Annotated in this window: 21 protein-coding genes; 10 read left to right on the forward strand and 11 right to left on the reverse strand. The window is 74.6% G+C overall.

Going from position 1 to position 22,211, the window contains the following annotated elements:
• Position 1 precedes the first annotated feature (1 nt).
• The 5 genes from AB0C87_RS12865 to AB0C87_RS12885 form a co-directional block, all read right to left on the reverse strand.
• Positions 2-802 carry a methyltransferase domain-containing protein gene (locus AB0C87_RS12865; protein ID WP_360577496.1) on the reverse strand — a complete coding sequence of 267 codons (801 nt, stop codon included), beginning with the start codon at positions 800-802 and terminating at the stop codon, positions 2-4.
• A 145-nt stretch (positions 803-947) separates the two neighbouring features.
• On the reverse strand, positions 948-1,154 hold the full coding sequence (locus tag AB0C87_RS12870; RefSeq protein ID WP_345175807.1) for a hypothetical protein: 207 nt from the start codon (positions 1,152-1,154) through the stop codon (positions 948-950).
• 176 nt (positions 1,155-1,330) lie between these two features.
• Positions 1,331-3,328, reverse strand: a complete 1,998-nt coding sequence (locus tag AB0C87_RS12875) for an FtsX-like permease family protein (RefSeq protein WP_360577498.1) — start codon at positions 3,326-3,328, stop codon at positions 1,331-1,333.
• Positions 3,328-4,011, reverse strand: a complete 684-nt coding sequence (locus AB0C87_RS12880; RefSeq protein ID WP_345175812.1) for an ABC transporter ATP-binding protein — start codon at positions 4,009-4,011, stop codon at positions 3,328-3,330. The genes AB0C87_RS12875 and AB0C87_RS12880 overlap by 1 nt, the downstream gene beginning before the upstream one ends.
• On the reverse strand, positions 4,008-4,199 hold the full coding sequence (locus AB0C87_RS12885; RefSeq protein WP_345175814.1) for a hypothetical protein: 192 nt from the start codon (positions 4,197-4,199) through the stop codon (positions 4,008-4,010). Before AB0C87_RS12885 ends, AB0C87_RS12880 begins: the two co-directional genes overlap by 4 nt.
• Before the next feature lie 119 nt (positions 4,200-4,318).
• On the opposite strand from AB0C87_RS12885, the gene AB0C87_RS12890 reads away from it, so the two are divergent.
• From AB0C87_RS12890 to AB0C87_RS12905, 4 genes are all read left to right on the forward strand, one after another.
• Positions 4,319-5,512, forward strand: coding sequence for a histidine kinase (locus AB0C87_RS12890; protein WP_345175815.1), 1,194 nt, complete (start codon positions 4,319-4,321; stop codon positions 5,510-5,512).
• A gap of 26 nt (positions 5,513-5,538) precedes the next feature.
• Entirely contained in the window at positions 5,539-6,186 is a 648-nt protein-coding gene (locus AB0C87_RS12895; protein WP_360358376.1) for a response regulator transcription factor, read from the forward strand.
• Positions 6,187-6,258: 72 nt separating this feature from the next.
• Positions 6,259-6,606: a hypothetical protein gene (locus AB0C87_RS12900; protein WP_353830965.1), complete on the forward strand. Its 348-nt coding sequence runs from the start codon at positions 6,259-6,261 to the stop codon at positions 6,604-6,606.
• Between the two features lie 96 nt (positions 6,607-6,702).
• Positions 6,703-7,377: a DUF4328 domain-containing protein gene (locus AB0C87_RS12905; protein WP_345175819.1), complete on the forward strand. Its 675-nt coding sequence runs from the start codon at positions 6,703-6,705 to the stop codon at positions 7,375-7,377.
• A 24-nt stretch (positions 7,378-7,401) separates the two neighbouring features.
• Here the strand turns inward: AB0C87_RS12905 and AB0C87_RS12910 are convergent, their stop codons facing one another.
• The 3 genes from AB0C87_RS12910 to AB0C87_RS12920 all read right to left on the reverse strand — a co-directional run bounded on the left by AB0C87_RS12910 (position 7,402) and on the right by AB0C87_RS12920 (position 11,425).
• Positions 7,402-10,764 (reverse strand): DNA polymerase III subunit alpha, encoded by a 3,363-nt coding sequence (locus AB0C87_RS12910; protein ID WP_360577501.1) that lies wholly within the window; start codon positions 10,762-10,764, stop codon positions 7,402-7,404.
• Between the two features lies 1 nt (position 10,765).
• Complete coding sequence (locus tag AB0C87_RS12915) at positions 10,766-11,041, reverse strand: DUF6504 family protein (protein WP_345175822.1); 276 nt, start codon at positions 11,039-11,041, stop codon at positions 10,766-10,768.
• 111 nt (positions 11,042-11,152) lie between these two features.
• Entirely contained in the window at positions 11,153-11,425 is a 273-nt protein-coding gene (locus AB0C87_RS12920; protein ID WP_353830967.1) for a hypothetical protein, read from the reverse strand.
• A 315-nt stretch (positions 11,426-11,740) separates the two neighbouring features.
• On the opposite strand from AB0C87_RS12920, the gene AB0C87_RS12925 reads away from it, so the two are divergent.
• From AB0C87_RS12925 to AB0C87_RS12940, 4 genes are all read left to right on the forward strand, one after another.
• Complete coding sequence (locus tag AB0C87_RS12925) at positions 11,741-12,433, forward strand: TetR family transcriptional regulator (protein ID WP_345175824.1); 693 nt, start codon at positions 11,741-11,743, stop codon at positions 12,431-12,433.
• Between the two features lie 82 nt (positions 12,434-12,515).
• On the forward strand, positions 12,516-13,478 hold the full coding sequence (locus tag AB0C87_RS12930) for a quinone oxidoreductase (RefSeq protein WP_345175825.1): 963 nt from the start codon (positions 12,516-12,518) through the stop codon (positions 13,476-13,478).
• A 73-nt stretch (positions 13,479-13,551) separates the two neighbouring features.
• Positions 13,552-14,865, forward strand: a complete 1,314-nt coding sequence (locus AB0C87_RS12935) for a DUF4389 domain-containing protein (RefSeq protein WP_345175828.1) — start codon at positions 13,552-13,554, stop codon at positions 14,863-14,865.
• Positions 14,866-14,950: 85 nt separating this feature from the next.
• On the forward strand, positions 14,951-16,648 hold the full coding sequence (locus tag AB0C87_RS12940; protein ID WP_345175830.1) for a serine/threonine-protein kinase: 1,698 nt from the start codon (positions 14,951-14,953) through the stop codon (positions 16,646-16,648).
• On the opposite strand, the gene AB0C87_RS12945 is transcribed toward AB0C87_RS12940, so the two are convergent.
• On the reverse strand, positions 16,645-17,610 hold the full coding sequence (locus tag AB0C87_RS12945) for an alpha/beta hydrolase (protein WP_360577503.1): 966 nt from the start codon (positions 17,608-17,610) through the stop codon (positions 16,645-16,647). The two genes, AB0C87_RS12940 and AB0C87_RS12945, sit on opposite strands and share 4 nt — an antisense overlap.
• Before the next feature lie 112 nt (positions 17,611-17,722).
• On the opposite strand from AB0C87_RS12945, the gene AB0C87_RS12950 reads away from it, so the two are divergent.
• Positions 17,723-19,411 carry a serine/threonine-protein kinase gene (locus tag AB0C87_RS12950; protein ID WP_360577505.1) on the forward strand — a complete coding sequence of 563 codons (1,689 nt, stop codon included), beginning with the start codon at positions 17,723-17,725 and terminating at the stop codon, positions 19,409-19,411.
• 43 nt (positions 19,412-19,454) lie between these two features.
• Positions 19,455-20,858 carry an amino acid permease gene (locus AB0C87_RS12955; protein ID WP_345175835.1) on the forward strand — a complete coding sequence of 468 codons (1,404 nt, stop codon included), beginning with the start codon at positions 19,455-19,457 and terminating at the stop codon, positions 20,856-20,858.
• Between the two features lies 1 nt (position 20,859).
• Here AB0C87_RS12955 and AB0C87_RS12960 read toward each other — a convergent pair whose 3' ends face one another.
• On the reverse strand, positions 20,860-21,498 hold the full coding sequence (locus AB0C87_RS12960; protein WP_345175837.1) for a LysE family translocator: 639 nt from the start codon (positions 21,496-21,498) through the stop codon (positions 20,860-20,862).
• A gap of 52 nt (positions 21,499-21,550) precedes the next feature.
• Positions 21,551-22,183, reverse strand: a complete 633-nt coding sequence (locus tag AB0C87_RS12965; RefSeq protein ID WP_345175839.1) for a DUF1444 family protein — start codon at positions 22,181-22,183, stop codon at positions 21,551-21,553.
• Positions 22,184-22,211: the final 28 nt, after the last annotated feature.

The raw sequence follows: 22,211 nt of genomic DNA on the forward strand, positions 1-22,211 counted from the left end.
CTCAGGCGCGGCAGACGATCTCGCCGTGGGTGACGGAGTACCAGCCGTCCTCGGCCGCCGCCCACGCCTTCCAGCCCTCGTAGACGCGCTGGAGCTCGGCGCGGGTGGCGTGGCCTCCGGCGACGGCGTGCTCGGCGACGGACGACCTGACCAGGCGGCCGCCCCAGGACTCGCTCCACCATTCGCGCTCCTGCGGGGTGGCGTAGCACCAGGCCGACGCGGACGCGGTGACGTCGGTGAATCCGGCGGCGCGCGCCCAGGAGACGAGGCGGCGGCCGGCGTCGGGCTCGCCGCCGTTGCCGCGCGCGACCTTGTAGTAGATCGGCAGCCAGGCGTCCATGCCCGGCGGGTCCGGGTACCAGGCCATGGTGCCGAAGTCGGCCTCGCGCACGGCGACGATCCCCCCGGGCTTCGCCACGCGGCGCATCTCCCGCAGCGCCTGGACGGGATCGCCGACGTGCTGCAGGACCTGGTGCGCGTGGACGACGTCGAACGTGCCGTCGGGATGCTCCAGGGCGTGGACGTCGGCCACCGCGAACTCGACGTTGTCCAGCGAGGCGGTGTTCCTGCGGGCCTCGTCCAGCACGGTCTCGGCCGAGTCGGCGGCGACCACGCGGCCCGGCGCGACGCGTTCGGCGATCCCCGCGGTGATGGTGCCCGGCCCGCAGCCGACGTCCAGGACCGACAGCCCGGGGCTCAGGTGCTCGATCAGGTAGGCGGCGGAGTTCTCGACCGTGCGCCACTGGTGCGCGCTCAGGACGCTCTCGTGGTGGCCATGGGTGTAGGTCGCCTTCGCGGTCATAGGGGATCACCTCTCTGTGTCCGGCGTCCCTCCACCGTACGACCGCTTCTCAGAATTTGAGAAATATGTATCAACATGCGAGACGCGGAGGCATGAGAAAAGGGATCGGGGCATCGGCCCCGATCCCTTTCCGGGTGGGTGTGCGTCAGGCTGCCACGGCGACGCGGCGGACGGGCAGGGGCTGCGGACGCATCGGCAGGGCCTCGACCGCCGCGAGCGGGGGCGCGGTCTCGGCGTAGCCGTTCAGCGTCGCATGGGAGAGCTCGGTGAGCCACGGCTCCACGACGGTCCGCTCGGCGGGCCCGTCAAGCCGCGGCTGGGTGAGATGGAACGTGCCGGTCGCTGCGCTCACTGCCAACGCCCCTTCCTTCGCCCGGTGGGGCCGCGCCTGTGCGAGCGCCACCGTCTGTCACATACCCCTAGGTACGTCGTTGAAAGCGATCTGGTTCGACATCTGTTCCCGATGTCTTCCGAATCACAAGGTCAACGCTACGCGGAGGGTCTGACATTCTCGAACCCTTATTCGATCTAGTCGGGGCGCGGGGAAGGGACGGCGGTCACGGAGCGCAACAGCGGACGGCTCAGCACGCTCGCGCCGAGGACGCCGCCGAAGCCGAGGACGACGAACCCCGCGAGCCCGGCCAGGCCGGAGAGCCCGACCCCCTGGGCGAACGGCAGCCCGAAGAGGATGCCGGTCAGCAGCGAGCCGCCGCCCATCACGGCGAGCGGGATCAGCGTCTCCTGGCGGCGCGCCCGGTCCAGGACGGACAGGGGCGTGCCCGCCAGGCGCAGCATCGCGTACGTCCGCCTGCGGTCCAGGACGGCGGACGCCCCGGTGATCCCCGCGCTGGTGATCCCCACCAGGAACGAGACGGCGAGGACGACCAGCGCGCCGGTGCGCAGGTCGGCCACCAGGAAGTCGCCGGTCACCTCGTCGTCGGCCGGCGTCGTGGCGACCCTGCCCGGGACGAGCCCGGTCAGCGCCGTGCGGGCCCGGTCGACCGCGGCGGGCCCGCCGCGGACGGTGACCGTCACGACGCCGGTCGCGGCGGCGCGGGCGCCGGGGGCGGGCGGGACGTTCCCGGTCTCGATCCGGCGCACCGACACTCCCGCGTCGAGACCGGCGAGCCTGCCCTCCGCCCGTTCGGCGACGGCGGCGGACCGCTCGTACGGGACGGCCAGTCTCAGCTCGTCCCGCGGCTCACCGGCGGACGGGTGCGCGTTCAGCAGGGCGAGGAACCCGGCGACGAAGCCGGTCAGCGCGACGCCGGCGACCGTCCGCCAGGCCGAGCGCGGGTCGTCCACGAGGCGGCGCCCGGCCAGCAGCCGGGCCGGGCCGCGCGCCGTCCCTACCGCCACGCGGCCGATGATCGCCACCACCCACGGGCCCGCGAAGTTGATCGCGAGGAAGGCCAGGACGAGGAAGACCATCAGGACGATCACGCCCGCCCGGCCCATGTCGACCAGGCCGCCGCCCACCGCCCCGAACGCGGTCACGACGGCGAGCAGCGCGACGATCCGGACGGCCCGCATGCCGGGCGGGGTCTCGCGGCGCGCGACGCCGAGTGGGCTGACGACCACGCGGCGCAGGCCGGCGACGGCGCTGGCGCCGACGAGCACGGGCACCGCCAGGAGCAGGCCCACGAGGACGGGCGGGCTCGGCCACAGCTCACCGGCGAACCAGCCGCCGCCCGCGATCGTGACCCGGGTGAGCGGCGGGACCGCCGCCGCGTAGAGCACGAGCCCGGCCGCCGCGCCCGCGGCGGCCGTCAGCACGGCCTCGGTCGCGGTGATCGCGACGACCTGGCCGGGAGTGGCGCCGACCAGCCGCAGCGCCGCGAGCCTGCCGTCGCGGCGGGCCACGGTGAGCCGGGCCGCGGCGCCGCCGAACACCAGCAGCGGAACGACCATCAGCACCGACGCCAGGCCCGCCAGCAGCAGGTAGACGCCCGCCGACCAGGACGCGCCGGTCGCGAACCGGTCGACGCGCGACGGGCCGCCGGTCGTCCCGAGGTGGTCGGCGGCGCCCCGGCGGGCGGTCATGGCGGGATCGGCCGGGGCGCGCCCGACCACCGCGACGAGCTCTCCGGGATGGACGAGCGCGTCGCGTCCGAGGGTCCCCGCCCGGGACGGGAACCGCTGGGCGAGCCGGTCGGTGGGCAGGTCCCGCATCAGGCGGCCCAGGGCGGGCGACGTCCACACCTCGCCCGGCTCCGGGAAGCGGGGCATGCCGGGCGGGACGGGGGCGTCGCCCTCCAGCGCGGCCAGGTCGACGACCGTGATCGGCCGGCCCCGGACGTAGTCGGTCGACAGCGCCTCGATCATGGAGGGGTTCGCGGCCGGCCTCCCCGGATGCCGCCAGGCGTCGGCGTGCGCGCGCTGGAGGAACGCGTGGTCGGCGCCCACCGCGAACAGCAGGAGCCCCGTCGAGACGGCCACGGCGGCGAGGGTCAGGAGCGATCCCAGCATGTCGTTCCGGCCGCCGCCCCGCAGCAGGCGCCAGGAGAGTTCCACCGCCGTGCGCATCAGGCCGTCCTCTCCAGGGGCGGCCGGACGCGGCCGTCGCGGACCTCCACGACGCGGTCGCACCAGGCCGCCACCGAAGGGTCGTGGGTGACGACGACCAGGGACGCGCCGTTGTGCTTGGTGGCGTCCACGAGCAGCCGCATGGTCTCGTGGCCGGTCGCCTGGTCGAGCGCGCCGGTCGGCTCGTCGGCGAACACGACGGCCGGGAGGGGCACGAGCGCGCGGGCGATCGCGACGCGCTGCGCCTGGCCGCCCGACAGCTCGCCCGGGCGCCGGTGCTCCAGCCCGTCCAGCCCGAGCGGCCCGAACCAGTCCCGCGCCGCCCGCACCGCCTCCCGCCTCGGCGTCCCGTTCAGCATCAGCGGCAGCGCGACGTTCTCCACCGCGGGCAGCTCGGGGAGCAGCTGCCCGAACTGGAACACGAAGCCGAACCGGCTCCGGCGCAGCGCGCTGCGGGGGCGCTCGCCGAGCGTGTCGATCCGCCGGCCGAGCAGGTGCACCTCCCCCGCGTCCGGCTTCAGGATCCCGGCGAGGCAGTGCAGCAGCGTCGACTTGCCCGACCCGGACGGGCCCATGATCGCGACGGCCTCGGCGCGGCCCGCGGCCAGGTCGACGCCGTCCAGCGCGACGGCCGTCCCGAACCGCTTCACCAGCCCGCGGCCGGACAGGACGGGCTCGCTCACGCCGCCTCCTCCCGCTCTCCCGCCGCGGACGGCCCGCCGGCCGGGCGCAGATCCAGGACGTTGTCGGGCGGGCGGGTGCGGCGGCGGTCGCGGACGGACTCGGCGATCTCCATGGCGGGCATCACGACGCCGCCGTAGACCACGAACGCGGCGAACACGGCGGCGAGGGGAACGTAGATCAGGTACATGCCCCCAGCCTGCGCCGCGCCGCCGCCCCGCCGCATCGGACGCGAAGCCGGTACCGGGGGCGCCGGATCGGCCGAATGGCCGATCCGGGGATCCGCATCGGGTCGTACGCTGCTTGAACGTGAGCGACGTTGGGGCACGTCTGGACCGCATCCATTCGGTGGGCGGCTGCCTGGTGCGCGCGGCGTACGCCGGGTTCGCGTCCCTGTACCTGCTGGGGTGCACGGCCGCCGCGTTCCGGGACCCCTCCGCCCTGTGGATGGTGTTCGTCGCGCTGGTGGCCAACGTCGCGGCGGTCTCCGGTCGCGGCCTCCTGGTGTGGGCGGCCGGGGCGGGGGCGCTGTCGGTGCTCAGCACCCTCTGCCTCGGCGCGGTGGTGCGGCCCGCGGCCGGCGCCCCGAGCCTGTTCGCGGAGATCGGCGGCCTGCTGATCATCCTCGCGCGGGTGGTGTGGAAGGCCCGCCGCGACCGGCTCGTCCCGGTCGCGGTGCTGCTCGCCGCGGCGGTCCTGGCGACCCCGCTGCGCTGGTCGCTGATCGCGGCGGCCCTGTTCACCGCGCCGCTCGGCATCACCGTGGCGGTCGCGCTCGGCGTCGGCCTCTACCTGCGGGCGCTGGACGCGCGGCGGGCCAGGTCGCTGGCCTCGGCGCGCCGGGACGAGCGGCTGGAGCTGGCCCGCGACCTGCACGACTTCGTCGCCCACCACGTGACCGGCATCGTCGTCCAGGCGCAGGCGGCGCGGTTCACGGCCCGGTCGGGCGCCGCGCAGACGCAGGAGCAGCTCGACCGGATGCTCGGCGAGATCGAGAAGGCCGGCACCGAGGCGCTCACGTCGATGCGGCGCATGGTCGGGCTGCTGCGCGACGCCCAGAACGTCAACGCCCCGGACGGGGACGCCCTCCCGGACGGCGGCTCCAGCACCCGTCCCGTCGGCGACCTCGAACGGCTCAGGGATCTCGTCGAGGGGTTCGCCCACCCGCCCGCCGCGCTCACGCTGGAGCCCGGCCTCGGCACGCTGCCGCCGGAGGTCGCGGCGTCGGCGCACCGCGTCGTCCAGGAGGCGCTGACCAACGTCCGCAAGCACGCCGCCGACGCCGCGTCCGTGCGGGTCACGCTGGCGCGGGTCGGAGCCGACGTCGAGATCGCCGTGCGGGACGACGGGCGGGGGCGCGGCGGCCGGCGGCTGCCGTCCGGCGGGTTCGGGCTCACCGGGCTGGGCGAGCGGGTCGGCGCGCTCGGCGGGCGGCTGCACGCGGGCCCGCGCCCCGAGGGCGGGTGGGAGGTCGTCGCACGCCTCCCCGTATCGGACGGATGACCGGGGATGCTGACACAATCGGCAAGGTGACCATCCGCGTACTGATCGCCGACGACCAGGAGATGGTCCGGACCGGGTTCCGGATGATCGTCGACTCGCAGCCCGACATGCAGGTCGTCGGGGAGGCCGCCGACGGCGCCGAGGCCGTCGCGCTGGCCCGCCGCCTGCGCCCGCAGGTGTGCCTGTTCGACATCCGGATGCCGCGGATGGACGGGCTGGAGGCGACCCGCGCCCTCGCCGGCCCGGGCGTCCCCGACCCGCCCCGCATCGTGATCGTCACGACGTTCGACATGGACGAGTACGTCTACGGGGCGCTGCGCGGCGGCGCGGTCGGGTTCCTGCTGAAGGACAGCGGGCCCGCGCTGCTGGTGGAGGCCGTCCGCGCGGCGGCGAACGGCGGGTCGCTGGTGTCGCCGTCCATCACCGTCCGGCTGCTGGAGCACCTGGCCAGGCGGCCCGCGCGCCCCGTCCAGCCGCGCGAGCCGCTCACCGAGCGGGAGCTGGACGTGGTCCGGCTCGTGGCGCGCGGCCGGACGAACGAGGAGATCGCCGCGGAGCTGTACGTGTCGCTCTCCACGGTCAAGACGCACCTCGGCAGCGTCAACCGCAAGCTGGAGACGCGGAACCGGGTCGCGACGGCGGCGTGGGCCTGGGAGTCGGGCCTGATGACCTGACGGGCCCGGCAGGGGAACGCAGACGGGGAAAGCGCGGAAGACGGGGGAGGCTCGGCACTGGCACCGGAGTCAATGAACGGACTGCCCGTGACGGTCCTGGTCGTGTGGGTGCTGTGCGCCGCGGGCTGGGGCGCCGTCCTGCTGGCCCTGCGGCGCGGCATGCGCGGACCGTCGAGGGGGCCCGCCCTGTTCGCGCACACCGTGACCCCGGCGGGGACCGTCCTGCTCTTCTCGCTGATCGGTCTCGGGTCGCTGTACGCGAGCATCGCGCTGGCCGCCGAGTGGTGGGCGCTGCTGGCGGTGACCCGGTTCCGTCCCGAGCGGCTGCTGTCCACAGGTGGCCTCGGGCGCCTCGCCGCCTGGGCGGCCGTCACCGCGGCCGCGACGTGCGCGGTCACCCGGCTCGTGCTCCCCATGTGACGATCTTGTAAGGGCCCGAACTCCCGTTGGGCCGCGCCGGTCAAACGTACGTAGTATCCAAAACAGCCAACAGCAAAGGCCCTGGGGAGGTGGATCATGCCGTGTGCGCTGTGCGGCGACATCATCCCGACCGAGGTCGACCGGTGCCCGGCCTGCGGCGCGTGGGCGCGGCGCCGCGACTTCCGGGCCGTCGGCGTGGCGGTGTTCATGCTGCTCGGCTTCAACGCGTTCGTGGCCCTCGGCTCGGGGATCAGCCTGCTCAGGCTGGCGCAGCCGCTGCACGGCGCGACCCACGACAGCTATGACGCCGCCGCCACCGGCAAGGCCCTCGCCCCCTACGGGGACGTGTTCACGATCGGCGCGATCATGGCCGGGGTCACCGGCCTGCTGTACCTGACCTGGCTGTGGCGGGCGTTCCACCAGTCCCCCGGGCCGCACCGCCACCACCGCGCCTGGGTGCTGCTCGGCTGGTTCCTCCCGGTCGTCAACCTGTGGCTGCCGCCCCGGATGGTCTACGAGGTGTGGGTGAACAGCGGCCGGTACCGGACGGCCGAGCGCCAGGCCGCCGGGCTCGTCGTCGGGGGCTGGTGGGGCTGCGCCCTGCTCGGCCTGGTCCTCGGGCGCGTGTTCACGCACGGCAGCGTCGAGACGCTCGCCGACGCCCGCCTCGACGTGCACGTCGGCGTCGCGGCGGCCGCCTTCCAGGCCCTCGCCGCCGCCCTGTGCATGGCGACCGTCTTCCAGATCACCCGGATCCAGATCACCCGGTGACCCGCCCGGACCGGGCCGCGCGGGTCAGGCGGGCGGGGGGCCGGAACTTCCCTGGCTGGTGTGCCAGAGCGGAGTTCTCGGAGGGCGCTTGATGGCCGGCCCCGCGTGCCCGATGTCGGAGTACGGCGACATCGCGAACCCCGTGGGCTGGACGACGCGGCGGCCCACCGGGCGGCTCCGGCCGGACGGGCCCGCCATGGCCGCGCGGACGGCGTCGGGGCCGCCGCGGCGCCACTCCTCGTGCAGGGCGTTCAGGTCCCAGCAGGCGTTCGCGGTGATCGAGACGGCGCGCTCTCCGGCGCGGCGGAGCCGCCCCCGGGCGACGAGCAGCCAGGAGCCGAACACGGTGGCGGCGCACCTGTCCTGCACCGACTCGAAGAACGTGAGGTCGACCGGGCCGGTCGCGTCGTCCAGCGTGGCGAAGATGACGCGCTGCCCCGACCTGACCGCCGGGGTCTGCGTCGCCACCTTGACCCCGGCGACCAGGACCTCGCTCTTGTCCGGACGCCCCGGCAGGTCGGCGGCGCTGACGACGCCGAGCCCGGCGAGCAGCCCGGCGTAGAAGGTCATGACGTGCCGGCTCACGTCCATGCCGAGGATGTCGAGCTCCGCCTCGACCACCTCGGCGGGCGTCATCGGCGGCAGCCCGCCCGCCGGGATCTCCTCCTCCGGCCCCGTCTCCGCACCCGCCGGAATCTCGTCGCCGTCCTCGCGGCCGAGGGGGAGCTGGCCCTCCGGGACGGGCGCGGGACGGGCGGTGACCCGGTCGAGGGCGCCGACGCGGCACAGCAGGTCGCGGCGCGGGACGCCCTCGTGGAGGGCGTCGAACGCGCCCGCCAGGACCAGCCGCTCGGCGATCGGGCGCGACACCCGGGCGCGGCGCCAGAAGTCGGTCAGCGACCGGTACGGCCGGGCCTCGGCGATCCTGCCGATCTCGGCGTCGGAGATGCCCCTGACCTCGCTCAGCGCCACCCGGATCCCGGCCCGGCCGCCCGCCGGGACGGGTTCGGCGCGCCAGTCGGCCTCCGAGCGGTTGACGTCCAGCGGAAGGATCGGGACGCCGAAGTGCCGGGCGTCGTCGAGGATGACCCGCTTGGGGTACATGCCGGGGTCGTGGGTGAGGACGCCGGCGTAGAAGGCGGCCGTGTGGTGCCGCTTCAGCCAGGCCGACTGGTAGGTGGGCAGCGCGAACGACGCGGCGTGGGCCTTGCAGAAGCCGAACGCGCCGAACGCGGTCAGCATCCGCCACACGCGCTCGACCGTCGCCCCGTCGTACCCGCGCGCCAGCGCCCGCTCGCGGAACCAGGCGCCGACCACGGCCTGGCCCCGCTCGTGGTTCAGGCTCCGCCGCGCCGCCTCCGCCCTGGACAGGCCGCAGCCGGTCATCACGTCGATGACGCGCAGCACCTGCTCGTGGAAGACGACCACGCCGAGGCTCTCCCGCAGCGCGGGTTCGAGGTCGGGATGCGGGTAGCCGGGCTCCCGCTTCCCGGCGCGGGCCTCCAGGAACGGCGTCACCATGTCGGAGTTGACCGGGCCGGGGCGGAACAGCGAGATGTCGATGACCAGGTCGTCCAGGTCGCGGGGCTGGAGCCGTCCGATCAGCTCCCGCTGGCCGGGCGACTCGATCTGGAAGCAGCCGAGCGTCCGGGACGTGCGCACCAGCGCGTACGTCTCGGGGTCGTCGCGCGGGACGTCCTCCAGCGCGATCTCCTCCCCCGTCACCCGGGCGACCTCCGCCACCGCGTGCGCCATCGCCGACTGCATCCGGACGCCGATCACGTCGAGCTTGAGCAGCCCCATCGCCTCGACGTCGTCCTTGTCGAACTGGCTCATCGGGAACCCCACGGCGGCGCGCTCGACCGGAACCCGGTCCCGCAGGCCCGGGTTCGACAGCAGGACGCCGCACGGGTGCATGGCGATGTGGCGGGGCAGCCCGTCCAGGCGCTCGGCGATCCGGAACAGCACCTCCAGGCGGCCCGCCGCCAGGTTGCTCTGCCGGAGCTCGGGCAGGTCGTCCAGGGCCGCGCGGATCTGGTTCGCCCGGATCCGCGGGAACGCCTTGGCGATCGCGTCGATCTCGTGCGGCGGGAGCCCGACGGCGTTGCCGACGTCGCGCAGCGCGCTGCGCGCACGGTAGGTCTCCATCATCGACACGCACGCCGTGGCGTCGGCGCCGAACCGGTCGAACAGCGCCTGGTAGGCCTCCAGCCGGCGGGCCGACTCCACGTCCAGGTCGATGTCGGGCAGGCCCTCGCGGCTGTCGGCGAGGAACCGCTCCATCACCAGGTCGTGCCGCAGCGGGTCCAGGTCGCCGATGCCGACCAGGTAGTTGACCAGGCTGCCCGCGCCCGAGCCGCGGATCGCGCAGCGGATGCCGCGCGCCCTGATCAGCGCGGCGGCGTCGGCGACGGTGAGGAAGTACGGCGCCAGGCCCTTGCGCCCGATCACGCCGAGCTCCTGGTCGAGCCGGGCCGCCGCCTCGCGCGACCCGGCGAGCCCGCGCCGCGCCATCCCCTCCGCGCACCGGGCGGCGAGCCGGGCGTGCGGGTCGCCCTCGACGGCCGGCAGGTGGACCTCGTCCGTGCCGAGGTCGCGGCCGGGATCGAGGACGCAGCGCTCCGACAGCCGCCGGGTGGCCGCGAGCAGCGCGTCGGCCTCGTCCGGGCCGCAGCTCCGCTCCGCGACCCGGCGCATCTCGGGGATCGACTTCAGGTACGCCTGGCCGGTGCGGTCGTCCAGGTGCCGCCGGTCGAGCGGGACCAGGCGGCGCGTCACGTCCAGGACCTGCGCGACCGGGTGGTCGGACGGGTCCAGGTAGCGGACGGCGTTGCCCAGGACGGCGGGCGCCCCGGCCTCGCGGGCGAGCGCGAGCATCCGCGCCGCCCGGGGCCCGTCGCCCCTGTCGCGGTGGTCGACGATCTCGATCATGGTCTCGGCCGCGGCGCGCCACGCCGCGAGCCGGGCCGCCGCCACGTCCGGGCGGCGCCCGGTGAGGGCCCGGCCGACGTCCGAGGCCGGGCCGAGCAGGACGATGAGGCCCTCGGCGTGCGCGGCGACCATCTCCCTGGTCACCAGCGGGCGGCCGCGGTCGCCCGCCGCGTGCGCCGCCGTCACCAGCCGGCACAGCGACCGCCACCCGGCGCGGCCCTCGGCGAGGACGACCACGCGCTCCTCCCCGGTGGAGGCGACCCTGAGATCGGCGCCGACGACGGCGCCGATCCCCGCGTCGGCGCACGCCCGGACGTGCCGGACGGCGCCGTACAGGCCGTCGCGGTCGGTCAGCGCCAGCGTCTCCATGCCGAGGACCGCCGCGCGCTCCGCCAGCGCCGCGGGCGGCGCGACGCCGAACCGGAGCGAATAGGACGAAGCGACATGAATATGCACGTCAGTCCCATACCCGGGATAGCAACCAACTGTCGGCGGCGACGTCATAACGCAGCTCGTAGACGCCGATCTCCCGGTCCGGGGTCGCCTCGATCCGCCAGAACTCCCGCTCGCCGGCGGCCTCACCGTCCGGATGCCGCTCCCGCCACCAGTCGCGGGTCGTGACCCAGTGCTCCAGCACCCGCCGGACGGTGTAGAGCCGGCCACGCCAGACGAACCGGACCGGACGGCCGTCGCTCACCCAGACGTCCACCGGATCGCCGAACACGCGCGTCATCTGCCTCCCCCTCGCGCTCGCCGCACGGGGGAAGGAGCATGCGGACCTCGTTCTCGAACAGACGTTCGGTATGGAGTCTAGGGAACCCCGGGCCCGGGGAGCAAGGCGGGGTCAGCCGAGAAGGGCGCGGACATGGTCGGCGACCTCGCCGGGCCGGGCCGCGTCGGCCATGCCGCCGGAGGGCCACAGGTAGTACCAGCCGTCGCCGCACGGCGTGGCGAGGACGATCACGTGGCGCCCCGTGCCCGGCGCGTAGACGGCCAGCAGGGACTCCCCGGGCCCGGCGAACCGCCAGGACAGGCCCCGGGCCTCGACCTCGCGCGCGAGCGCCGCGAGGTGACGCCGGCGCATCTCGGCGATCTCCCGCCCACCGACTACAGACACATCAGCCGCCTCAGCTGGTCCGAGCCGCCGGCATGACCTTGAGCTACCATCCGGCGACGGTTGGTGACCGCTCCTCAGCATGACTCCGATCCGGCCGCCGTGCGGGGAGAATCCCAAGAGTGGGGACGGGTGTACCCCGGCCGCTAGGGGATGGTCCGCAGAAGCGGTGTAACGCGCCGTCCGGATACGGGCCAATCACCGCGCAGGTGGTTTCCGGTCCCCGGAACCTGGCCCGCATACGGAGGCTCCGTCCGTGATAGAAGCCTCTGTGAGGCGGGCGCCGCCCGCGTCAGCCAAAGAAGAAGGAGCGAGCCGATGAGCGCCGTCCCCGCCGGCGACCCGTCAGGCCACACACACCCCCGCGCCCAGGGGCACGGTCCGGAGCAGGGCCGCGCTCTGGCCGGGCTGCGCGAGCGCAAGAAGCAGCGGACCCGCCTCGCGCTCATCGACGCGGCCCTGGACCTGTTCCTCGCCCAGGGCTACGAGGCGACCACCATCGACGAGATCGTGGCGGCGGTGGAGGTGTCGCAGCGCACCTTCTTCCGCTACTTCGGCACCAAGGAGGACGTGGTCACGAGCTTCCTCACCGAGCACGACCAGGTGCTGGAGGAGGCCCTCGCGGCCCGCCCGCCCGAGGAGCGGCCGTTCACCGCGCTGTTCGAGTCGCTGCGCGTCGTCCTGCGGACGATCGCCGAGAGCGACCCGGCCGACGGCGCCCGGTTCCGCCGCGTCCGGCAGGTGATCGAGGCGACGCCGTCGCTGATGGCGGCGCAGATGGCGCGCTACTCCGCGTCGGCGGAGGCGCTCGCCACCGAGATCGCGCGCCGCGAGGGCGTCGACATGGAGCGGGACCTGCGGCCGCGGATCGTCGTGTCGTTCTACCTGGCCGCGACCAAGGTCGCCTTCGAGGACTGCGCCCGCCAGGACATCTGGGACGCCGGGACGGTCGCGGCGCGCGTGGAGGAGGCCGTGACGCTCGTCAGCCGGACCATGCGCGACTGGGTGTGACCGTCCCGCCGGCGGAATAGCCCGCGGGGGCGCCGGGGTTCTCCGGGAGCGTCCACGCGAACCGACCCGTCAGGAGAACGACATGCGCGCGATCGTCATCACCCGCACCGGCGGCCCCGAGGTCCTGGAGGCGTCCGAGCGCCCCGACCCGGTGCCCGGGCCGGGCGAGGTGCTGATCGACGTCGCGGCGGCCGGGGTCAACTTCATCGACGTGTACTACCGGACGGGCGCCTACCCGCAGGAGACCCCCTACACGCCCGGCGTCGAGGCGGCCGGGACGGTCGCGGCGGTCGGCGAGGGCGTCCGTGAGTTCTCGGCGGGCGACCGCGTCGCGTGGGCGAACGTGCAGGGCGGCTACGCGGAGAAGGCCGTGGTCCCCGCGGACAAGGTCGTCCCCGTCCCCGGCGGGGTGGGCCTGGAGGACGCGGCGGCGTCGCTGCTGCAGGGCATGACCGCGCACTACCTGACGAGGTCGACGTATCCGGTCCGGGAGGGCGACACCGTCCTCGTGCACGCGGGGGCGGGCGGGATGGGGCTGCTGCTCACGCAGGCGGCCGTCTCCCTCGGCGCCCGGGTGATCGCGACGGCGTCCACCCCGGAGAAGGAGAGCCTGGCGAAGGACGCGGGCGCGGACGCCACGATGGGCTACGACGGGTTCCCCGAGCGGGTGCGGGAGCTCACCGGAGGCGAGGGCGTCGCCGTCGTGTACGACGGCGTCGGGGCGCCCACCTTCGACGGGAGCCTGGAGAGCCTCCGGCGGCGCGGCACCCTGGCCCTGTACGGCGCGGCGGGCGGCCCGGTCCCGCCGTTCGACCCCCAGCGCCTCAACCGGGCCGGATCGGTGTTCCTGACCCGGCCGTCCCTCGCCCACTACGTCGAGGAGCGCGCGGAGCTGCTGGAGCGCGCCGCCGACGTCTACGCGTGGGTGGAGTCCGGTGCCGTGAAGGTCCACGTCGGCCGCCGCTACGACCTCGCCGAGGCCGCCGCGGCGCACGCCGACCTCGAGGCGAGGCGCAGCACCGGCAAGCTCCTGCTGATCCCCTGAGGTCCCGCCCGGCGCCGCGGCCTCCCCTAGGCTGGCCCCCGGACGAACGATCTCTCAAGGAGCGCCGCCCCCCATGACGACGTACGCCGCCGGACCGCTGGAGCACGACGAACCCCGCGTCCTCGGCCCGTACCGCCTGCTCGGGCGGCTCGGCCGCGGCGGCATGGGGACGGTCTACCTGGCCGCCGAGCCCGACGGCCGGCGGGTCGCGGTGAAGGTCGTCAACCGGGAGCTGGCCGGGGAGCCGGCGTTCCTCGCCCGGTTCCGCCGCGAGGTGACCGCGGCGCGGCGCGTCCACCGGTTCTGCACCGCGCCCGTGATCGACGCCGAGCTCGACCAGGACCCGCCGTACATCGTCACCGAGTACATCGACGGGCCGAGCCTGGAGAAGGCCGTCGGGGACAGGGGCCCCCTGCCCGGCTCCGACCTGGAGGGCCTCGCGGTCGGCGTCGCCACCGCGCTCGCCGCCATCCACGGCGCCGGGATCGTGCACCGCGACCTCAAGCCCGCCAACGTCCTGCTGTCCTCCACCGGCCCCCGCGTCATCGACTTCGGCATCGCCCGCGCCCTCGACGCCCCCGACGGCCCCACCCGCACCGGCCAGTTCGTCGGGACGCCGTCCTACATCGCGCCCGAGGTGCTGCGGGGAGAACCGGTCGAGCAGGCGTCGGACGTGTTCGCGTGGGGCTGCGTCGTCGCCTACGCCGGGACCGGGCGCCCCCCGTTCCAGAGCGGGACCGTCGCCGAGACGTTCCGCCGCATCGAGCACGAGGAGCCCGACCTCGCCGGCCTCGACCCGCGGCTGCGCGAGGTCGTCGCCGCCGCGCTCGGCAAGGACCCGCGCGACCGCCCGACGGCGCGGCGGCTGCTGACCCTGCTCGTCGGGCAGGAGAAGGCCGACCTCACCCAGGCCGTGGAGACGATCTCGGCGTCGTGGCGGGGGCCGGATCCGGCCGCGGAGCCCGCCTCCGAGCCGGACGGCGCGCGCCCCGCGGCCGTCGAGGTCCCGGCTCCGAGGCCCGCGCCGGAGGCCGCCGCCCCCGCGGTCGCGGCGGCGCGCGAGCCCGGCCCGGACGCGGAGACGGTCCTCGTCGACCTGCCGTTCCCGGCCGCCTGGCGCGGCCCGCGGCGCTGGCTCACCCTGCTCAGGGGCCTGCTGGTGGTCCCGCACCTGGTTGTGATGCTGATCATGTACGCGGCCCTCGTGGTCGTCATGCCGCTCAGCTGGCTGGTCATCCCGTTCACCGGCCGGTACCCCCGCGCCCTGTACGCGCTGGCCGTCGGCTGCCAGCGCTGGTCCAGCCGGGTCGTGGCGTACGCGCTCGGGCTCACCGGCGAGAAGCTCCCGCCGTTCCGCACGCTTCCCCGCGCCCGCCGCACGAACTGAACGTGCCGACGACTCCGCGCGTCCGAATAACCGTGGACCGCTAGGGTTCTACGACAAAGACTCCCGAATCCCCCTCAGGATCACGATGACCACGCACGCAGGAGAGAACGGGGAGACCCTGCGCCCCGGCGACCCCGCCGAGCTCGGCCCCTACACGCTGGTGGGGCGGCTCGGCCGGGGCGGCATGGGGACGGTCTACCTCGGCGAGGACCGCGCCGGCCGCCGCGTCGCCGTAAAAATGATCAACCGGGAGCTCGCCGGTGAGGGCACGTTCCGGGAGCGGTTCCGCCGCGAGGTGACCGCCGCGCGGCAGGTCCGCCGGTTCTGCACCGCGCCCGTGATGGACGCCGAGCTCGACACCGACCCCCTGTACGTCGTCACCGAGTACATCGAGGGCCCGAGCCTGGAGAGCGCCGTCGCCGAGCGCGGGCCACTGCCCGGCTCCGACCTGGAGGGCCTCGCGGTCGGCGTCGCCACCGCGCTCGCCGCCATCCACGGCGCCGGGATCGTGCACCGCGACCTCAAGCCCGCCAACGTCCTGCTGTCCTCCACCGGCCCCCGCGTCATCGACTTCGGCATCGCCCGCGCCCTCGACGCCCCCGACGGCCCCACCCGCACCGGCCAGTTCGTCGGGACCCCGAACTACCTGCCGCCCGAGCTGCTGCGCGGCGAGCAGGTCTCGCCCGCCTCCGACGTGTTCTCGTGGGGCTGCGTGGTCGCCTACGCCGGGACGGGGCGCCCCCCGTTCGCGGGCACCACCGTTCCGGAGATCTTCTACCGCGTCGTCCACGAGGAGCCGAGGCTCGACGGGCTCGACCCCGGCCTGCGCGACGTCGTCGCCGCCGCGCTCGACAAGGACCCGCGGCGGCGGCCGACCGTCCAGGACCTGCTCGGACGGCTCGTCGGCAACGGCCAGGCCGACCCGGCGAGGCTCGCCGAGACCGTCCAGGCGAGCTGGCACGGACCGGCGAGCGACCCGACCGCCCAGGCCCGCACGGCGCCGGCCGCCTTCCAGCAGCCGACCCCGCCGCCCGCGGCCCCCGGCGCCACCCGCCAGGACGCGCGGCCCGCCGTCCCCCGGTCGGGCGGCGCGTCCCGGCGTCCGCTGGTCATCGGCGGCGCCGTCGCTGCCGCCCTCGTCCTGCTCGCCGTCGTCGGGTTCCTCGTGCTGCGCCCGGACGGCCCGCCCGGCAACGTCGCCACGACGTTCAGCGACGACTTCTCCGACGACGGCTCCGGCTGGGGCACCTTCAGCGGCCAGTACGGCTACGTGAACGGCGGCTACCGGCTGGAGTCCCAGGGCTCGACCGGCGGGGTGAGGCGCGACGTGCCCAAGGACGACTTCGCCCCCGACCCGATGCTGGCCACCGTCACCACCAGGGTCGCCCAGGGTTCCCCCGACGGCATGTACGGCCTCACCTGCCGCATGACCGAGGACGGTGCGAGCGAGTACATGTTCCTCGTCCGCAACGACGGCAAGGGCGCGGTGCTCCGCAAGCTCACCAAGGACCGCGGCACCAAGGAGCTCGACAGCCCCGACTCGGTCGCCGGCCTCTCCGAGGGCGAGTCGAACAAGCTCCAGATCGCCTGCGAGAGCGGCGACGACGGCAAGCAGGTGCGGCTGCGGCTCTGGGTGAACGGCCACCGGGTCATCGACGCGACCGACACCGACCAGCCGCTCGGCAACGGCAAGGCCGGCCTGCAGGTCGAGCGGGGCGGAAACGCCGCGCAGCAGATCATCGTCGACTTCGACGACTTCGACCTGTCGGAGATCCTCGGCTAGGCCGGGGCCGGCCGGCCCGGCAGGTAGCCGTTCGTCCACCGGGTCAGCTCCGCGAAGACCTGCGAGCGGGCCGGTTCGGCGGACAGCACCAGGTCGTGCAGGCCGCCCTCGATCCGCACGAGCGTGACGTGCCGCCCGATCCGCGGCGCCCACTTCGCCATGTGCTCGACGTCCAGGACGGCGTCGGCGCCCGTCACGTCCAGCACCCCGCGGGTCGGGCGGACGCTGCGCGTCGACGCCATCACCAGGACCGGGACGTCGACGTCCAGGCCGCGGTGCAGGCGCAGCTGCCCCCGCCGCACGGCCGCCAGCCACGCCGCCCGCACCGGGAACCCGGCGAGCGGCTTCCAGGCCAGGTCGAACTCCCACTCGCCCTCGTGGTCGCGGTGGATGCTGCGCGGGTACCGGTCGGACACCCCCGCGGGCAGCTTCGCCTTCGGGAACCGGGGACGCAGCGCACGCGCCAGGCCCGCGCCGGCCTTGCGCATCACCAGCGGCTCGGCGAGGTCCAGGAACGGGCTGTTGAGGAACACGCCGTCGATCAGGCCCTTGCCCCTGGCCCTGTCGGCCCACAGGGCCGCGACCAGGCCGCCGGTCGAGTGGCCGTTCAGCAGGAGCGTGTCGTGCCCGTCCACGTCCCGGATGATCCGCACCGCCTCGTCGATCTCCGGGAAGTAGTCCGACAGGCTCTCGACGTAGTTCGGGGTCTGGTGCGGCCGCAGCGAGCGCCCGTACTTGCGCAGGTCGAGCGCGTAGAAGTCGAAGCCGAGCTCGACGTAGAAGTCGGCGAGGTGCCGCTGGAAGAAGTAGTCGACGAACCCGTGCAGGTAGAGCACCGCCCGCCGGGACGGGTCGCCGCCGCCCCGGCGCCGCACGAGCGTCGCCACGACCTCGCCCTCGGCGTCGCGGCCCATCGGCAGCTCGATCGCCTCGTACCCGGGGCCGAGCACGTCCGCCGTCACGTCCACATTTCCTCCCGCTGTCCGGTGAACTGATGCCCCATGATCGGGCGTCAAAGAGACCGACCGTACGACAGACTGAATCACAGCCCCTCTCCACCCCGGGAGTCGAGTCATGCAGGCGCCCCTCCGTGACCGAGACCCGCGGCTGCTCGGCCCGTACGTGCTCACCGCCCGCCTCGGCCGGGGCGGCATGGGCACCGTCTACCTCGGCGAGGACGCGTCGGGACGGCGGGTCGCGGTCAAGGTCATCAACACGGAACTGGCCGACGACGAGGCGTTCCACGAGCGGTTCCGCAGCGAGGTGACGGCCGCGCGGCAGGTCAGCCGGTTCTGCACGGCCGCCGTCCTGGACGCCCGGCTCGACGGCGACCCGCTGTACGTGGTGACCGAGTACGTCAACGGGCCGTCCGTCGAGGAGGCCGTCAAGGCGGACGGCCCCCTGCGCGGCGGCGACCTGGAGGCCCTCGCGGTCAACGTCGCGACGGCGCTCGGCGCCATCCACGGCGCCGGGATCGTGCACCGCGACCTCAAGCCGTCCAACGTGCTGCTGTCCCCGACCGGGCCGCGCGTGATCGACTTCGGCATCGCCCGCGCGCTGGACGCCACCGAGGGCCCGACCCGGACCGGTCAGTTCGTCGGCACGCCCGCCTACATCGCGCCCGAGCTGATGCACGGGCGGGAGGTCACGCCCGCCGCCGACGTGTTCTCCTGGGGCTGCGTCGTCGCCTACGCGGGCACGGGCCGCGCCCCGTTCGGCGGCGGGACGCTCCCGGAGGTCATCAGCCGGGTGACGGCCGCCGACCCCGACCTGGAGGGCCTCGATCCGGCCGTCCGCGATCTGGTGGCCCGGGCGCTGGCCAAGGAGCCCGCCGACCGCCCGACGGTGAAGCAGCTGATCCAGGCGCTGACCGGCGAGGACGCGCCGCCCGCGGCTCCGCCAGCCGCCGCGCCGCCCGAACCGGAACCGGTGCCGGAGCCGGAGCCGGAGCCGGAGCCGGAGCCGACGCCTGCGCCTCTGACGAGCGTCGACTCCGTGCCGCCGACGCGCCCGGTCGGCATGCGGGCGCCCGCCGCCCCGGCGAGGAAGCGGTCCCGGCACCGCGACCGGGGCCTGCTCATCGCCGCGACCGGCGCGGTCCTCGCCGTCTCCGCCGTGATCGTGGCCCTCAACATCCCGGGCGGCGACGACTCCCCGGACGCCTCGGGGCCCACCGGGGCCGCCGTCCTCGGCGACGAACCGCCGGACGTCAAGGAGAAGATCTTCGACGACGGCTTCAACGACGCCGGCTCCGGCTGGAAGACGGCCGCCACCCCGGTCTTCGACGCGTCCTACCGCGACCGGAAGTACGAGATCCACGTCCTGCCGAAGGCCGGGCGCACGACCGTCGACGCACCGGTGAGCAGGATCCCCGACTCCCAGCTCGTCGAGGTCGAGGTCACGCCGAAGGACGCCTACGGCGAGGCGGGGGTGTACTGCCTGGGAAGCTCGGGCTACGCGTTCCTCCTCGGCTCGGACGGGCGCGCGCGCATCGCCAGGCTGGCCACCCGGCAGGCGCAGACCGTGACGACGGGCATCGCACCCAGGCTGCGCGAGAGGAACCGCCTCCAGGCCGCCTGCGTCAAGCGCGAGGACGGCAACGTCGACCTGGCGATGTGGGTCAACGGCAAGCCGGTCGCCTCGTCCGCCGCCACGCCGCCGAGCAGCGCCCCCGGCAACAGCGGCCTGCTCGTGGTCCGCGACGAGGGTGCGAGCGGATGGCCCCAGGCGGTCTTCGACGACTTCGCGCTCTGCGAGGTCTGACCCTCGTCAGACACATCCGCGCAGGTCACCTACTGTTGTCGTGATGTCTGAGAGCAGTGGCGGCGCCGGACTGCGCGCCGGGCTGCGCCGCCGCCACATGACGATGCTGGCGATCGGCGGCGCGATCGGCGCCGGGCTGTTCGTCGGCAGCGGCGCCGTGATCAGCACCGCAGGGCCCGCCGCCGTCCTGTCGTACGCGGCGGCCGGCCTGCTGGTGCTGTGCGTGCTGCGGGCGCTCGGCGAGATGGTCGTCGCGCGCCCGGTCGCCGGGTCCCTCGCCGAGTACGCGCGGATGGCGCTCGGCCCCTTCGCGGGTTTCACCATCGGCTGGCTGTACTGGTACCTCTACGTGATCCTCGTCGGCGCCGAGGCGACCGCGGGCGCCGGCATCCTCGCCGGCTGGACCGGCCTGCCGCAGTGGGCGCTGGCCGCCGGGCTGCTGGTCGCGATGACGGCGGTGAACCTCGTCTCCGTCCGGTCCTTCGGCGAGTTCGAGTTCTGGTTCGCCTCGATCAAGGTCGCGGCGATCCTGGTGTTCGTCGTCCTCGGCGTCCTGTACGTCACCGGCCTCTGGCCGGACTCGCCCGGCGGCCTCGCCGTGCTCACCGGGCACGGCGGGTTCGTCCCGAACGGCGCCGGGTCGGTCTTCACCGCCATCGTCGCGGTGATGTTCGCGTTCGGCGGGACGGAGATCGTCACGATCGCCGCCGCGGAGAGCGAGGAGCCGGGCCGGGCGGTCGCCCGGGCCACGAGCAACGTGCTGTGGCGCGTCGCGCTGTTCTACGTGCTGTCGATCCTGCTCGTCGTGTCGATCCTGCCGTGGAACGACGCGAAGATCCTCACCAGCCCGTTCGTCAGCGCCCTGGACCGGCTGGACGTGCCCGCCGCCGGCACCCTCATGCAGGCGGTCATCCTCACCGCCGTCCTGTCGGTGCTGAACTCGGCGATCTACGTCTCGTCCCGGATGCTGTACGTGCTGACCCGCGACGGCGACGCCCCCGCCGGGCTGGTGCGGCTGAACCGGCGCGGCGTCCCCGTCCGGGCGATCCTGCTCGGGACGGTCGCGGCGTGGGCGGCGGTCGTCGCGTCCTACGTCTCCCCCGACCAGGTCTTCAAATTCCTGATGAACTCGATCGGGGTCGTGCTGGCCTTCGTCTACCTGGCGATCCTGTTCTCGCAGCTGCGGCTGCGGTCCCGGCTGCGGCGCGAGGACCCGGCGAGCCTCACCTACCGGATGTGGCTGTTCCCGTACCTGACCTGGCTGGTCATCGCCGCCCTGCTCGCCGTGCTGGTCTCGATGGCGTTCATGGCCGGGCAGCGCTCCCAGCTGGCCGCCTCCCTGGTCAGCCTCGCCGCCGTCGCGCTCGCCTACCCGCTGCGGCGCCGCTTCGGCAGGCGGCCGCCGGTCGCCGCTCCCGTCGCCGCGGCGCGCGGACCCGGGGGCTAGCTCAGTCCTTGCGGCCCGTCGCCGCGACCGTGACGCCGAGACCGATCATCATCAGGCCGCCGGTGCCGCCGATCGCCGCGAGGCGGCGCGGCGAGCGGGCGAACCAGTCGCGGGCCGTCCCCGCCGCGATCCCCCACACGCTGTCGCAGCACAGCGCGATCACCGCGAAGATCGCGCCGAACAGCATCATCTGGAGCTCGACGTGGCCGTTCTCGCGCACCACGAACTGCGGCAGGACGGCCGCGAAGAACACGGTCGTCTTCGGGTTGGTGATGCCGACGAAGAAGCCCTGCAGCAGCGCCCGGCCCCCGCCGCGCTCCGCCTCGCTCCCGGCGATCGCCTCCTGGAGCGAGCGCCGGTGCCGGATGGCCTGCACCCCGAGGTAGACGATGTAGACCGCGCCCACGATCTTCAGGGCGGTGAACACGACGACGGAACGCTCCACGACCGATCCGATCCCCACCGCGACCGCCGCGGTCAGCACCAGGGCGGCGAGCACCCCGCCGACCACGCCCGCGAGCGCGGTGCGCCGGCCGTGCGCCAGCGCGCGGCCGACGACGAACAGGACGGACGGCCCCGGGATCAGGATGATCGCCAGTGCCATCGCGGAGAACGCCAGAAGCTGATGAGTCGACACCATGCCCCGGAGAGTACGCATTCCGGGCATGGCGGCCCACCCGTTTTCCCGGGGGTCAGCCGGTGAGGACTTCCCAGGCGGCGCCGCGGCGGACCAGGAGGTTGTGCGTGAGGAGGCTCCCCGCGGGCACGTCCCACACCGGGTCGTCGCCGTCGTCGCCACGGTCCTCGGCCCACACCTGCGAGACCGCCCAGCGGAGCTTGTCGATGCCGTCCGGGTGCCCGGTGCCGGACGCGACGAACACGTCCCGCGCGGGCGCCGCGACGACGAGGTCGCCCTCCACGTCCTGCGCCAGCTTCTCCAGGAACCCCTCGTCCAAGAGCAGGCCCGACTCCAGGCCCCCGCCTCGCGGGGACGCGCCCAGCGACACCGTCACGGCGCGCGCGTCGGGATACCAGCTGAGGCTCAGCTCGGGACGAAGGTCGCGCAGGTTGATCACCGCGTGGCGGCGCAGCTCGCCCTGCGCCACCCCGAGGTCGGCGCAGTGCCGGCGCGCCACGTGCTCGTAGCGGCGGCCGGACGGGGCCCCCTCGTCGGCGATCTCCAGCGCGTAGGTGACGTACAGGTCGGCGGCGAACGGGTCGCGGATCGGCTCCTCGTCCGCCGGGAGCGGGAACTCCAGCTGGACCTCGGCCGGCACCCGCGCCTTCATCAGCGGGACGATCAGCTTGGACCGCGGGTCGGTCACGGGGTGCTCCTCCTGGTGCTCTGCCTGC

Origin of the sequence: Actinomadura sp. NPDC048021, from assembly GCF_040653135.1 — a bacterium.
GTDB lineage: Bacteria > Actinomycetota > Actinomycetes > Streptosporangiales > Streptosporangiaceae > Spirillospora > Spirillospora verrucosospora.

What these genes read in the sequence shown, in the direction of transcription:
- AB0C87_RS12940 (WP_345175830.1), top strand. Translation starts at nt 14,951, where the DNA reads ATGACCACGCACGCAGGAGAGAACGGGGAGACCCTGCGCCCCGGCGAC.
- AB0C87_RS12865 (WP_360577496.1), bottom strand. Translation starts at nt 802, where the DNA reads ATGACCGCGAAGGCGACCTACACCCATGGCCACCACGAGAGCGTCCTG.
- AB0C87_RS12955 (WP_345175835.1), top strand. Translation starts at nt 19,455, where the DNA reads ATGTCTGAGAGCAGTGGCGGCGCCGGACTGCGCGCCGGGCTGCGCCGC.
- AB0C87_RS12960 (WP_345175837.1), bottom strand. Translation starts at nt 21,498, where the DNA reads ATGGTGTCGACTCATCAGCTTCTGGCGTTCTCCGCGATGGCACTGGCG.
- AB0C87_RS12935 (WP_345175828.1), top strand. Translation starts at nt 13,552, where the DNA reads ATGACGACGTACGCCGCCGGACCGCTGGAGCACGACGAACCCCGCGTC.
- AB0C87_RS12875 (WP_360577498.1), bottom strand. Translation starts at nt 3,328, where the DNA reads ATGCGCACGGCGGTGGAACTCTCCTGGCGCCTGCTGCGGGGCGGCGGC.
- AB0C87_RS12915 (WP_345175822.1), bottom strand. Translation starts at nt 11,041, where the DNA reads ATGACGCGCGTGTTCGGCGATCCGGTGGACGTCTGGGTGAGCGACGGC.
- AB0C87_RS12925 (WP_345175824.1), top strand. Translation starts at nt 11,741, where the DNA reads ATGAGCGCCGTCCCCGCCGGCGACCCGTCAGGCCACACACACCCCCGC.
- AB0C87_RS12900 (WP_353830965.1), top strand. Translation starts at nt 6,259, where the DNA reads ATGAACGGACTGCCCGTGACGGTCCTGGTCGTGTGGGTGCTGTGCGCC.
- AB0C87_RS12950 (WP_360577505.1), top strand. Translation starts at nt 17,723, where the DNA reads ATGCAGGCGCCCCTCCGTGACCGAGACCCGCGGCTGCTCGGCCCGTAC.
- AB0C87_RS12930 (WP_345175825.1), top strand. Translation starts at nt 12,516, where the DNA reads ATGCGCGCGATCGTCATCACCCGCACCGGCGGCCCCGAGGTCCTGGAG.
- AB0C87_RS12885 (WP_345175814.1), bottom strand. Translation starts at nt 4,199, where the DNA reads ATGTACCTGATCTACGTTCCCCTCGCCGCCGTGTTCGCCGCGTTCGTG.
- AB0C87_RS12905 (WP_345175819.1), top strand. Translation starts at nt 6,703, where the DNA reads ATGCCGTGTGCGCTGTGCGGCGACATCATCCCGACCGAGGTCGACCGG.